Genomic DNA, 12,339 nt, shown 5'->3' on the forward strand with positions numbered 1-12,339 from the left:
GGAAGTGGGAAGAGTTCCATGCGAAATCTCAGTCGCCGCACGTTCGTGGCCGGTGCCGGGGCGACCGTCGGCACCGCCACGGCCGGCGGGCTGCTCGTCCCGGCCGCCGGGGCGGCCGCGGAGGACACCGGTCGGGCGTCCAGAGCGGTACGGAACGGGGACCTGATCAGCGTCACCCCCGAGAACCCGCGCTACGTCGACCTGATATCCGGCTTCAACCCGCGCTGGGAGGCCAAGCCGAAGGGCGTCCGGCTGCCGCGCACCACCGCCCAGGTGGTGCAGGCGGTGCAGGACGCGGCCGACAAGCGGCAGCGGCTCACCGTCCGGGGCGGCGGGCACTGCTACGAGGACTTCGTCTACAACCCCGAGGTCGAGATCGTCGTCGACATGAACCTCATGGACGCGGTCGGCTACGACCCCGGCCGCCGGGCGTTCGAGGTCGAGGCGGGCGCCACCCTGCTGAAGGTCTACCAGACCCTGTACGAGGGCTGGGGGGTCACCGTTCCGGGCGGCGTCTGCTACGCGGTCGGTGTCGGCGGGCACGTCCAGGGCGGCGGCTACGGCAACCTGTCCCGCAAGCACGGCCTGGTGGTCGACCACCTGTACGCGATCGAGGTCGTCACCCTCGACGCCAACGGCCGGGCCCGGGCGGTCGTCGCGACCCGCGAGCCGAACGACCCGCACCGCGACCTCTGGTGGGCCCACACCGGCGGTGGCGGCGGCAACTTCGGCGTGGTCACCCGGTACTGGTTCCGCTCGCCGGGTGCCACCGGCACCAACCCGTCGGACCTGCTGCCCAAGCCGCCGGCCGAGGTGCTGATCGCCATCCCGAGCTGGTCCTGGGAGAACATCACCCAGCGCGGCTTCACCGAGATGGTGCGCCACTACGGCACCTGGTTCGAGCAGAACAGCGCCCCCGACTCGGTGTACAACGGCCTGACCAGCTGGCTCTTCCTCAACCACAAGGTCTCCGGCAGCCTGGTCCTGCTGCTCCAGGTCAACGGCGACGTGCCGCAGGCCGAGCAGCGCGCCGACGACTTCGTCCAGGGCCTGAGCACCGCCCTCGGTGTGCCCCACCAGGGCGACGTGGTCCGGCTGCCGTGGCTGAAGGCGGTCAAGTACATCGGCACCATGGACGCGACCCAGACCAACCCGCAGCTGCGGGCCGGCCACAAGTCGGCGTACATGCGCCGCGGCTTCCCCGAGAACCAGATCGCGGCCGTCTGGAAGCACCTGACCCGCACCGACTACACCAACCCGCGCGGCGGCGTCGCCGTGATCTCCTTCGGCGGCCGGATCAACAGCGTCGCCTCCGGCGCCACCGCACTGCCGCAGCGGGACGCGATCTTCAAGCTGCTGTACCAGACCTACTGGACGGCGCCGGCCGACGACGCCCCCAACATGGCCTGGCTGCAGGAGTTCTACCGCGAGGTGTACGGCGACACCGGCGGCGTCCCGGTCTCCAACCGGGTCACCGACGGCTGCTACGTCAACTACGCGGACCGCGACCTGAGCGACCCGGAGCAGAACACCTCGAACGTCCCGTGGAGCGCGCTCTACTACAAGGACAACTACCCGAGGCTGCAGCGGATCAAGCAGCAGTACGACCCGAAGGACTTCTTCCGCCACCGCCAGTCGATCCGGCTCCCCGGGAGCACCCGGTGAGCGCGCCCACCAGGGAGGCACTCTCCCGCCTGCCGTCGCTGACCGGCATGCGGTGGATCGCCGCACTGCTGGTCTTCCTGACCCACGTGTCGGTCGCCAAGCCGTTCGACCGGCCCGGCCTGAACGACTTCATGTCGACGTACCTCAGCCGGGCGGGCTTCCTCGGCGTCGGGTTCTTCTTCGTCCTGAGCGGCTTCGTGCTCACCTGGTCGGCCCGGGACGGCGACCGCCCCGCCGCCTTCTACCGCCGCCGGCTCTTCAAGCTGTACCCCAACCACGCCGTCACCTGGCTGGTCGGGCTGCTGCTGATGGCCCGGGCCGGCGCCGAGCTGACCACCGCCGGGACGGTCCCCTCGCTGCTGCTGCTGCAGAGCTGGATCCCCTCCCTGGAGGTGATCGGCGGGACGAACGGCCCGAGCTGGTCGCTCGCCTGCGAGGTGCTGTTCTACCTGAGCTTCCCGGTGATCCTGCCGCTGGTGAAGCGCATCCGGCCGGAGCGGCTCTGGCTCTGGGTGGGCCTGGTGACGGCGGCGCTGTTCGCCCTGCCGCTGCTCGCCCAGCTGCTCCCGGGGAGCCCGAACTCGCCCTGGCAGCCGCTCTCCTTCTGGCGGTACTGGTTCGTCTACTTCCTCCCGGCCTCCCGGCTGCCGGAGTTCGTGCTCGGCATCCTGCTGGCACGGATCGTCCGGACCGGGCGGTGGGTGGCGATCGGCTGGCCGGTGACGGTCCTGCTCGTCGCCGCCGGCTACGCACTGATGATCACGCTGCCGGACGCCTGGGGCATGGCCGCCCCGACCGCCCTGCCGGTCGCGCTGCTGATCGCCGCGGTCGCCGTCAAGGACGCCGCGGGGCTCGGGACACCGTTCGCCGGCCGGACCATGGTCTGGCTCGGCGAGGTCTCCTTCGCCTTCTACATGGTCCACTTCCTGGTCATCCAGTACGGACCGCTGGGCCTCGCTGCGACCGGATCGGCCGGCGCGAACACCTGGGACACCCCCGGTGCCCTGGGGGTCATGGGGATCACCCTGGCGCTGAGCATCGTCTTCGGCTGGGCGCTGTACCGCCTGGTCGAGGTGCCGGTGATGCGTCGATGGGGTCGGTCCCGGCCCGCTACCCGGCCCGATACCCGGCCGGTTCCTCCGTCGGCTCCCCGGGCGGCGACCACCGCGGCCACCGCGCCCGCCGGAACCGCCGTACCCGCCGGAACCGCCGGAACCGCCGGGACCGCACCGGCCGCCACCGCGGCGGCCGAGTAACGGGCACCGGGGCGGGGCGCTACACCGGTACCGGTTCCGCCGCCTCCCGCCGGGCCGCCGCGACGATCCCCGCCAACGCGGCCCGGCTCGCCCCGAGCGACAGCATCTGCCGGTCCAGCAGGTCCAGCCGGTGCTCCAGCACCTCCAGCATGCAGGGCGCCACCGAGCCGTCGCCGCTCACGCAGGGCAGCACGTCCCGGATGGCCCCGGTGGAGAGCCCCGCCCCCAGCAGGGCCCGGATGTTCCGGACCACCGCCGGCGCCTCCTCCCCGTACCGGCGGTGGCCGCCCTCGCGGCGGTGGGTCTCCAGCAGGCCCTGCTCCTCGTAGTACCGCAACAGGCGGACGCTGACCCCGGTCAGCGCCGCCAGCTCACCGATCCGCATGTGACACCCCTCACAACCACTTGAATCTCACACGAATGGGAGATTGTACCGTGACCAGCGTGACGAACACCGAGATCACCACCCAGATCGACCGCCAGTCCTTCGCCGTCGGAGGCGACCTGACGGTCCGCCGGATCGGCTACGGCACCATGCGCCTCGCCGACACCCCGGACATCAAGCCGACCGAGGCGATCGTCTGGCACGGCCCGACCCCGCGCGCCGCCGCCCTCGGTGTGCTGCGCGCCGCCGTCGAGCACGGCGTCCAGCTGATCGACACCGCCGACTCCTACGCCCTCGGCGCCGGCGAGGAGCTGGTCGCCGAGGCCCTGCACCCGTACGCCCAGGACGTCGTGGTCGCCACCAAGGTCGGCATGACCCGCCCGAGCCCCTCCGAGTGGGTCCCGGTCGGCCACCCGGCCTACCTCCGCCAGCAGGCCGAGCTGAGCCTGCGCCGGCTCCAGGTCGAGCGGATCGACCTGCTCCAGTTGCACCGGATCGACCCCGAGGTGCCGCTGGCCGACCAGATCGGCGCGCTCAAGCAGCTCCAGGACGAGGGCAAGGTCCGGCACATCGGGCTCTCCGAGGTCACCGTCGACGAGCTGGAGCAGGCCCTGGAGATCGCCCCGATCGCCTCCGTGCAGAACTGGTACAACCTGGCCACCCGCCAGCACGACGCGGTGGTCGACTTCACCGCCGAGCGCGGCATCGCGTTCCTGCCGTTCTTCCCGATCGCCATCGGCGGCCACGCGGGCGAGGACAGCCCGGTCTCCGAGGTCGCCCGCGAGATCGGCGCCACCCCGGCCCAGACGGCGCTCGCCTGGCTGCTGCACCGCTCGCCCAACATCCTGCCCATCCCGGGCACCACCTCCGAGAAGCACCTCGCGGAGAACCTGGGCGCGCTGGCCGTCGAGCTGACCCCCGAGCAGTACGCCCGCCTGGACGGCATCGCCGCCGCGGAGGCGGCCAAGGCCGCCGAGGCTGCCGAGGCGGAGGCCGCGTCCGCGGCGTGACGTCCGCGGCGTGACCGCGGTGTGGTGACCGCGGTGCGATGACCGGCCCACCCGGCGGCGTGCTCCGCCGGGTGGGCCACCCGACCGGCAAGGGCCCCCGACCCCCGTGGGGGCCCTTGCCGTTTCCGCCTGTCCGGCCGGGCCCGCTGCCATCAGCAACGTCGCCGCCGTCACTGCCGTCGACGGCTTCCCCGGCGGGTCTCAGGACCGGCCCTCGGGCATCAGCCCCAGATCGGTCACGTCCGCCGCCAGCGCCTTGAGCAGCGAGCCGGCCCGCTTGTCGTCCGGCCCCAGCGCGATCAACCGGTTCATCACGTACGAGACCCCCAGCCCGACCCGGGGCCACGCCTGGTTCGCCGAACCGCCGCCGCCGTCATGGCCGAAGGTCTCCCCGTCCGGGCCGGGCCGCTCGGCCGTCCGCAGCCGGTACCCGCCGCCGCCGTACGCCATCACCACGTCGATCAGCCGGTCCGTCTTGCGGGCGTACACGCCGCGCGCCTCGTCCATGGTCGTCCGGGAGAGCAGCAGCGGGGCGTCGTCCCGCGGGCGGACGGCGTCCTCGGCCAGGATCCCGTACAGCGTCGAGAACGCCCGGGCGGTGCCGCTCACGTTGATCGCCGGTATCAGCGCGGACCGGCGCTCCGGACGGCCCCAGACGCCTTCGTCGTCCGGGAACGGCTGCGGGTTCTGCCAGATCCGCCGGGTCAGCGGGTCGTCGCTGTGGAAGAAGCCGGTGAACTGGGGCAGGAAGTTGGTCCCGTAGGTGGTGCGGGCCAGCCGGGGCCAGTCGGCCGGGCCGGTGCCGTAGTGGATGTCGAGCCCCAGCGGCCCGGCGATCTCCTCGCGGAAGAACCGGTCCAGCGGGCGGCCGTCCACCCGGCGGATCAGCTCGCCGACGATCCAGCCGGCCGACAGCGGCCCGTACAGGATGCCGTCGGCGCGCGGGTCGCTCTCCAGCTCCTGGGCGGCGATCAGCTTCGCCATCAGGACCGGGTCGTTGGCGTCGTCCTGGCTGACCGGGGCCCACATGCCGGGCAGCCGACCGGTGAAGGTGACCACCTCCCGGACGGTCACCGCGGCCTTGCCGGCCGCCGCGAACTCGGGCCAGTAGTGGGAGACCGGGCGGTCCAGCTCGATCGCACCGCGGTCCACCAGCTTCAGCAGCGCGGTGACGGTGATGCCCTTGCTCCCGGAGAAGATCGTCTGGAGCGTGTCCCGCTCCCAGCGGGCGCCGGTCCGCGCGTCCGCCGTCCCGCCCCAGAGGTCCACCAGCGTCTCCCGGCCCAGGTGGACCGAGAACGCGGCGCCCAGATCGTCCCGTTCGAGCAGGTTGCGCTCGAACTCGGCACGGACCCGCTCGAATCCCGGGGCCACCCGGCCGGCGACGTGAACCTCGGACGTGATCGTCATGTGAACCAGCTCCGCTCGAATACGTGGGAGAAATTCCCGATCGGCCCAACAGCAGAACACAGTCGGCCGGAATCGTGAACGCCCGGAGCGCCGGTTTGGCACCTTGACAAAGTCCGCCGGAGCTCGTTGCCCCCACCGCCGGTCGGCCCCATTCTCGAATCAGCCGGCTGCGGACAGCCGGCCGGGAAATCCCGCCGGGCCCACCGGCGGGATCCCTCGGAACGGGATCGAACGAAAGAGGATTCCCATGGCCAAGATTCCGGGCGCCCGGGCGGTCCACCACATCGCCTACACCGTGCCCGACCTCCGGCAGGCCGTCGACTTCTTCGTCGACGTCATCGGCGCCGAACTCGCCTACCGCCTCGGCCCGGTCGAGGACCCGGAGACCGACTGGATGGCCCGCAAGCTGAACGTCGACCCGCGGGCCTCCGCGAACATCGCCATGCTCCGCCTCGGCCCCAACGCCAACCTGGAGCTCTTCGAGTACACCGCCCCCGAGCAGGACCGCGAGCAGCCGCGCAACAGCGACATCGGCGGCCACCACTTCGCGATCTACGTCGACGACGTCGACAAGGCCGCCGACTACCTGCGCAAGCACCCCGGCGTCACCATCCTCGGCGAGCCCGAGACCATCGAGGACGGTCCGATCAAGGGCGACCGCTGGGTCTACTTCACCACCCCCTGGGGCATGAGCATGGAACTCATCAACATGCCCTCCGGAATGCCGTACGAACAGGCCACCGAAACCCGCCTCTACCTCCCCTCCGAATACTGGCCGGAGAGCTGACGGCCATGCCGGACAGCAGGGAGACCAGAACGGCCGACGGCCCGCAGAATTTCCCGGAAAGTCCTTCGGCGGCTTTTCCGAAGGACTTTCCGGAAAAGGATCGGGTCGCGCGGCAGGTGAATCACCCGGTGAATCACCCGGCGAAGCGCCCGGCGTTCCTCGCCCTGGCGCTCACCGCCTTCGTCGTCGGCACGTCGGAGTTCGTCGTCGTCGGAATCCTCGGCCCGATCGCCGACGGTTTGGGGACCGGACTGGGCACGGTCGGCCTGCTGGTCACCGGCTACGCCCTGGGCATCTCCCTCGGCGGGCCGGCCCTCACCGCACTGACCCTCCGGCTGCCGCGCCGCACCCTGTTGCTCGGCGCGCTCGCCGCCTACGTGGCGGCGAGCGCCGGCGGGGCCGCCGCCGGGAACGTCGCCGTCCTGCTGGCCGCCCGCTGCGCGGCCGGGCTCGCCCACGGGGTGATCGTCGGCGCCGCCACCAGCGTGGCCGTCGCCCTGGCCGGCCCCGGCCGCCAGGGGCGGGCCATCTCGCTGGTCTTCGGCGGCATCTCGGTCGCCACCGTGCTCGGCGTGCCGCTCGGCACGCTGGCCGGGCAGTGGCTCGGCTGGCGCGCCGCACTCGCCGCCGTCACCGTGCTCGGGGTACTCGCCCTGCTGGCCGTCCGGCGGACCGTCCCGCCGACCGCGGCCATGGGGGCGGCCAGCCTGGCCGGACAGCTCCGGGGCGCGCTGTCCGGCCCGGTCCTCGCCGTGCTGGGCATCGCCGTGGTGCTGTTCACCGGCCAGTTCACCGCGTACACGTACCTGGCCGGCTACCTGGAGGGCGTCACCGGCGTCACCGGCGGGCTGGTCGGCGCGTACCTGCTCGCCTTCGGCGCGGCCAGCGCCGTCGGCACCTTCGCCGGCGGCCGGCTGGCCGACCGCCGGGCCGCCGGCACGCTCACCCTGGGCTGCGCCGGACTCGCCGCCGCACTGCTCGCGCTGCACCTGTTCGGCCGGTCCGGGGCCGCCGCCGCGGTGATCGTCGCGTGCTGGGGCCTGGTCGGCTTCGGTCTGGTCCCGGCCCTGCAGTCCCGGATCGTCGAACTCGCCAGCTCCGGCGGTGACTTCGCGGCCACCCTGGGTGTCTCGGCGGCCAACGCCGGAATCGCCGCAGGGGCCGCGCTCGGCGGCCGGACGGTCACCGCGCACGGGGTCGGGCCGGTGGTCCCGCTCGCCGCCGCGATCTGCCTGGCCGCCCTGGTCGCGGTGGCGGCCAGCGCGCGGCTGCGGCCCGCCGACCCCGCCGGTCGCCCCGCCCCCTCCCCTCCACCCGCTCCCGGAACCGTGCCACCCACTCCGCACCCCCGCCCCCTCGACCCGGAAAGGACCGTCCCCGCATGATCGGCACCCTGGAGCGCCCCCCGGTACGCACCGCCACCGGCCTCGGCGTCTGGTACCAGCACACCCCGTCCGGCGCCGCCGGCCACGACCGGATCCGCCGCCTCGCCGAAGCCGGCCGGATCACCTCCGTCGCCCTCACCGGACCGGTCCCGGAGAATGAACTCCGCCTGCTGTGCGACGTGTTGCTCCCCGCGTACAAGCGCAGCGAGGGACGCGACGGACTGGTCTCCGTACCGGTCGCCGCCCGCACCCGCGCCGCCACCGCCCAACTGCACGCCGCTCGCCGGCTGGCCGCCACCGTCGCGCGGCCCAACCTGCTGGCCGCCCTGCCGGCCTCCGACGCGGGCGTCGCCGCCCTGACCCCGCTGCTCGGCGAGGGCATCGGCGTCCGGCTCGGCCCGGTGCACTCCGTCACCCGCTACCGGCAGGCCGTCCGGGCCCACCTCGACGGGCTCGAACTCGCCCGCTGGCGCGGCCTCGACCTCACCACCCTCGGCTCCGTCGCGGCCTTCGGCGTCGGCGGCATCGACGTCGAGATCGACGCCCTGCTCGACCGGGCCGGCAGTCACGAGGCCAAGGCCCTGCGCGGGATGGCCGGAACCGCCACCGCCCGGCTGGCCCGCCGGATCCACGCCGACGCCCACGACCCCGACGCCTCCGCCCGCTGGCGCGCCCTCACCGCGGCCGGCGCCCGACCGCAACAACTGGTCTGGACGCAGCTCTACCACGGCGTCCCCGGCCACCGGACCGCCGACTACCTGGACGGGCTCGCCGCGCCCGGCGACACGGTCGAACTGTGCACCCCGGCCCTGGAGTCGATCGACGGGCCGCTCCCCGCGCGGGCCCCGCAGAGCCGGCGCGAGGAGGCGGAGGCGCACGCCTTCACCGAGCGGCTGGTCGCCTACCTGCGGTGGTTCGACATCCGGCACGAGTCCGTCCTGCACGAGCTCGACGCCTCCCACGCCCACCACTAGCCGGTCGATCACGTCCGGCCCCACTGCCCCGGCCCCACTGCCCCCGGCCCGACCCGCCCCAGGAGGGGAACCCGCTCATGGCACCGCAGCTCCACCTGGACGTCGCACCGCCCGCCGCGCCCGACGTCGCGCCACCACCCGTGCCCCGTATGGCCCTCGCCACCGGCGTGGTGGCGCTCGGCGGCCTGCTGTTCGGCTTCGACACCGGCGTCATCTCCGGTGCGCTGCTGTTCCTCAAGGACCAGCTCGCGCTGAACGCGTTCCAGGAGGGCGCGGTCATCTCCGCGCTGCTGCTCGGCGCGGCGGTCGGTGCGCTGGCCGGCGCCCGGCCGGCCGACCGCTTCGGCCGCAGGAAGGTGCTGATCGGCGTCGCCGCCACGTTCACCGTCGGGCTGCTGCTCGCCACCCTGGCCCCCGACTTCTGGACCCTGCTGGCCGCCCGGGCCGTCCTCGGCCTCGCGGTCGGCAGCGCTTCGACGGTCGTGCCGCTCTACCTGGCGGAGATCGCACCGCCGAGGCTGCGGGGGCGGATGATCACGGTCAACCAGATCCTGCTGACCGTGGGGATCCTGGTGTCGTACCTGGTCAACCTGGCCTTCGCGGACGCCGCCGACTGGCGGGCCATGTTCGCGGTCGGGCTGGTGCCGTCCGTGGCGATGCTGATCGGGACGCTGTTCATCCCGGAGACGCCCGCCTGGCTGGACGGCCGCACCCGGACGGCGCGGACCGAGCGGCCGCGCGCCCTGCTCACCACCCCGGGGGCGCGGGCCGCGCTGGTCATCGGGGTGACGCTGGCGGCGGTGCAGCAGTTCGGCGGAATCAACTCGATCATCTACTACGCGCCGAGCATCATGGCCCGGGCCGGGCTTCCGGCCACCGACTCGATCGGCTACTCGGTGGCGATCGGCACGGTGAACGTGGTGCTCACGATCGCCGCGATCCCGCTGATCGACCGCGTCGGGCGACGCCCGCTGCTGCTCTGGTCGCTGGGCGGCATGGCGGTCTCGCTGGTGGCGCTGGGCGTGGCCCTCGGGCCGCAGCAGCCGGGGCCGGTCGCCGACGCGGTCGCCCTGGTCGCGATGACGTCGTACGTGGGGGCGTTCGCGATCGGGCTGGGGCCGGTGTTCTGGATCCTGGCCGCCGAGATCTTCCCGCCCGAGTCGCGGGCCCGGGGGACGGGCCTGTGCGCACTGGTCAACTGGGCCGCCAACTTCGTGGTCGGCCAGGCCTTCCTGCCGACGGCCGATGCGATCGGTGAGCGCTGGGTGTTCTGGTTCTTCGCGGCGGTGTCGCTCGGGGCGGTGCTGTTCGTGGCACGGAAGGTGCCGGAGACCAAGAACCGGTCGCTGGCGGACATCCAGCACGCGCTGGCCGCCCGGTGAGCGCCCCCGGGAAGCGGCCCACCCCGCTCGCGGAGGGCGCGACCGCCCTGGCCCGCTGGCGCGCGGGCGTGCCGCCCCCGCCGGAGGAGGAGAAGTAGGAGGCCCTGCTCCGCCCGGTCCGGGCGTAGCAGGGCCTCCCGGGTTCTGGGTCGGTCAGCCCTCACCGAACTCGCCGGCCTGGACAGCGGCGACGAAGGCCGCGAAGGCATCGGCCGACAGGAGGAGTACCGGACCCTGGGGGTCCTTGGAGTCACGGACAGGGACGAGGTCGCGGAAGCCGGGGGCGATCTCGACGCAGTTGCCGCCATTGCCGCTGTACGTGCTCCTGTACCACCAGGCAGTCGTGAGGTCGACACGCGTCATCCGAGAGCCCTTCCACACGGGAGTTGGTACCAGCACCGCTCACGGTACGCGCGCCGAACGACCAGGTGAATCCCAGAACCGGCCGATGAACGACGATGGCCCTGACCGGCGAACGGTCAGGGCCATCGGGCAATGGCGATCAACCCTCACCAAATTCGCCAGCCTGGAGGGCAGTGACGAAGGAGCGCCACCCCTCGTCAGGGAAGACGAGGGCAGGGCCGGATGGGTCCTTGGAGTCACGGACGGGGACGATACCGGACGAACCGAGCTCCACCTCAACGCAGTTGCCGCCCTGTTGGCTGTAGCTGGACTTCACCCACGCGGCACGGGCCAAGTTGATCTCGGACATGCATTTCCCTCCCGAGCAGCGCGAAACCAATCGGAAGTCACTGTCTCGGCCAGCGCTCCCACTTGCAATCGATCGTAGTGTCTCCTCCAAGCACCCAGCATGGCGGAATCGTGTTCAAGATGGCTCCGCCCTTCCGACTCCGAATACCCGAGCAAGGATCGGTCGGGAAGCGTAAGCAGCACCATCGGTAGAGCAAACGGCCTGTGTTCGCCCATGGCAAATGGGGCGATCTGGAGGATGACGTGGCTCGACTCGAACTGCGCTTCCAGCAAGGCGAACTGCTCCTCCATGATCGCTACTCCACCGACCTGGCGACGCAGGCAGCTTTCGTCCAGAACCGCATGGATGAGTGGCGGCTGGGCTCGATTCAGCAGTTGCTGACGTGCAAGTAGGAACGTCACTCGCTCCTCGGCCTGTTGGCTCGTGATAGTGCCGCGGCGGACATCGGCGAGTGCGATGGACCTCGCGTATGCCTCGGTCTGGAAGAGCCCGGGCACGACGCCTGATTCGAAGATCCGTATCTCAGCCGCCTTCGCCTCATGCCTCGCGAAGACGGGGAATCCCTCCAGCAAACCGGAGTTCTTGTTCTGCAGCCACATCAGCAGCAGGGTGCCACCGGTCTCCAGGACCTCGTCCGCCCTGCGCGCGAACTTCTCGCTCGGCGGCTCGCGCGATGCAAGTTCGGCGTAGGAGACGTAGGAGGGATCGAATCCGACCAGCTTCGCCAGGCGCGCCTGCGTGAGCTTCTTCACCTCACGCGACCTGCGAAGTTGCAATCCGAACGGGGCCCACGGACCGGACGTCGGATCAAGTTCCTTGCGGTTGACCATGCCCCACCAACTTGTGGATCAAGGAATCAAGTTGCGCTCTCGGGGCTGAGTGTGCACCCATCCAGGCCATCATAAACACGGAACGTAATGGTCAAGCAGCTCAGTGCGACCAGTGGAGCCCCCATGCCCAATTGCCCCCGCATGCCCGTGTACACCCCCGTCGTCGGGGAGGTGGTCCGTGACTTCGGGTGCCGTGTCCCCGCCGGTGGGGTGCTCGAAGGCGTCTACATGGACACCCTCGGCGGCCTCGCCTACCTCCGCCACGAGGGCGGCGGCTGCGAGTGGACCACCAGGCCCGAACTCGTCCGACCCCTGCCCGAACCCCGCTACCTCAGCGTCCAGCAGCCCAGCAGGCCGCGCGCCGACGACCCGGCGTGAACCGGGCCCCCGCGCTCGTCGCCACCGCCCTCGGCGTCCCCGCCCTCAGCACCCTCACCGCCGCCCTCGTCTGCCGGCCGATCCACGACGGACCGCTCGGACCCCGCCTCCTGATCTTCGGCCTCGTCCTCGCCACCGGCATCAGCGCCGGCCTGCCCGCCTGCT

At 72.1% G+C, this 12,339-nt stretch carries 13 protein-coding genes; 8 read left to right on the forward strand and 5 right to left on the reverse strand.

What is annotated here, in order from left to right; all coding sequences use genetic code 11:
• Positions 1 to 18 precede the first annotated feature (18 nt).
• Together ACFWOG_RS22550 and ACFWOG_RS22555 are read left to right on the forward strand one after the other, a co-directional pair.
• Entirely contained in the window at positions 19 to 1,665 is a 1,647-nt protein-coding gene (locus ACFWOG_RS22550) for an FAD-binding oxidoreductase (protein ID WP_329948072.1), read from the forward strand.
• On the forward strand, positions 1,662 to 2,921 hold the full coding sequence (locus tag ACFWOG_RS22555) for an acyltransferase family protein (protein ID WP_380360582.1): 1,260 nt from the start codon (positions 1,662 to 1,664) through the stop codon (positions 2,919 to 2,921). The genes ACFWOG_RS22550 and ACFWOG_RS22555 overlap by 4 nt, the downstream gene beginning before the upstream one ends.
• 19 nt (positions 2,922 to 2,940) lie before the next feature.
• Here ACFWOG_RS22555 and ACFWOG_RS22560 read toward each other — a convergent pair whose 3' ends face one another.
• The gene (locus tag ACFWOG_RS22560) at positions 2,941 to 3,306 is read right to left on the reverse strand and encodes a MerR family transcriptional regulator (protein WP_329883855.1); all 366 of its coding nucleotides are present in this window, start codon (positions 3,304 to 3,306) and stop codon (positions 2,941 to 2,943) included.
• Positions 3,307 to 3,356: 50 nt separating this feature from the next.
• Between ACFWOG_RS22560 and ACFWOG_RS22565 the strand changes: the two genes are divergently transcribed.
• Positions 3,357 to 4,316 (forward strand): aldo/keto reductase, encoded by a 960-nt coding sequence (locus ACFWOG_RS22565; RefSeq protein ID WP_380360584.1) that lies wholly within the window; start codon positions 3,357 to 3,359, stop codon positions 4,314 to 4,316.
• Positions 4,317 to 4,517: 201 nt separating this feature from the next.
• Here the strand turns inward: ACFWOG_RS22565 and ACFWOG_RS22570 are convergent, their stop codons facing one another.
• Positions 4,518 to 5,726 (reverse strand): serine hydrolase domain-containing protein, encoded by a 1,209-nt coding sequence (locus tag ACFWOG_RS22570; protein ID WP_355401065.1) that lies wholly within the window; start codon positions 5,724 to 5,726, stop codon positions 4,518 to 4,520.
• 247 nt (positions 5,727 to 5,973) lie between these two features.
• Here ACFWOG_RS22570 and ACFWOG_RS22575 point away from each other — a divergent pair, with 247 nt between their 5' ends.
• The 4 genes from ACFWOG_RS22575 to ACFWOG_RS22590 all read left to right on the forward strand — a co-directional run bounded on the left by ACFWOG_RS22575 (position 5,974) and on the right by ACFWOG_RS22590 (position 10,254).
• Positions 5,974 to 6,513 carry a VOC family protein gene (locus ACFWOG_RS22575; RefSeq protein ID WP_329883852.1) on the forward strand — a complete coding sequence of 180 codons (540 nt, stop codon included), beginning with the start codon at positions 5,974 to 5,976 and terminating at the stop codon, positions 6,511 to 6,513.
• A 128-nt stretch (positions 6,514 to 6,641) separates the two neighbouring features.
• Positions 6,642 to 7,898: an MFS transporter gene (locus ACFWOG_RS22580; RefSeq protein ID WP_380360587.1), complete on the forward strand. Its 1,257-nt coding sequence runs from the start codon at positions 6,642 to 6,644 to the stop codon at positions 7,896 to 7,898.
• Positions 7,895 to 8,872, forward strand: coding sequence for a transaldolase family protein (locus ACFWOG_RS22585; RefSeq protein WP_380360588.1), 978 nt, complete (start codon positions 7,895 to 7,897; stop codon positions 8,870 to 8,872). The genes ACFWOG_RS22580 and ACFWOG_RS22585 overlap by 4 nt, the downstream gene beginning before the upstream one ends.
• A gap of 77 nt (positions 8,873 to 8,949) precedes the next feature.
• The gene (locus ACFWOG_RS22590) at positions 8,950 to 10,254 is read left to right on the forward strand and encodes an MFS transporter (protein WP_380360590.1); all 1,305 of its coding nucleotides are present in this window, start codon (positions 8,950 to 8,952) and stop codon (positions 10,252 to 10,254) included.
• 153 nt (positions 10,255 to 10,407) lie between these two features.
• Here ACFWOG_RS22590 and ACFWOG_RS22595 read toward each other — a convergent pair whose 3' ends face one another.
• From ACFWOG_RS22595 to ACFWOG_RS22605, 3 genes are all read right to left on the reverse strand, one after another.
• Positions 10,408 to 10,617, reverse strand: a complete 210-nt coding sequence (locus ACFWOG_RS22595; RefSeq protein ID WP_380360592.1) for a DUF397 domain-containing protein — start codon at positions 10,615 to 10,617, stop codon at positions 10,408 to 10,410.
• Positions 10,618 to 10,756: 139 nt separating this feature from the next.
• Entirely contained in the window at positions 10,757 to 10,966 is a 210-nt protein-coding gene (locus ACFWOG_RS22600; protein WP_380360594.1) for a DUF397 domain-containing protein, read from the reverse strand.
• A complete protein-coding gene (locus ACFWOG_RS22605; RefSeq protein ID WP_380360596.1) occupies positions 10,930 to 11,796 on the reverse strand; it encodes a helix-turn-helix domain-containing protein in 867 nt (288 codons plus the stop codon). The genes ACFWOG_RS22600 and ACFWOG_RS22605 overlap by 37 nt, the downstream gene beginning before the upstream one ends.
• A 141-nt stretch (positions 11,797 to 11,937) precedes the next feature.
• On the opposite strand from ACFWOG_RS22605, the gene ACFWOG_RS22610 reads away from it, so the two are divergent.
• A complete protein-coding gene (locus ACFWOG_RS22610) occupies positions 11,938 to 12,174 on the forward strand; it encodes a hypothetical protein (RefSeq protein ID WP_380360598.1) in 237 nt (78 codons plus the stop codon).
• The last annotated feature ends 165 nt before the right edge of the window (positions 12,175 to 12,339 follow it).

It is taken from the genome of Kitasatospora sp. NPDC058406 (genome assembly GCF_042722765.1).
Classification (GTDB): domain Bacteria; phylum Actinomycetota; class Actinomycetes; order Streptomycetales; family Streptomycetaceae; genus Kitasatospora.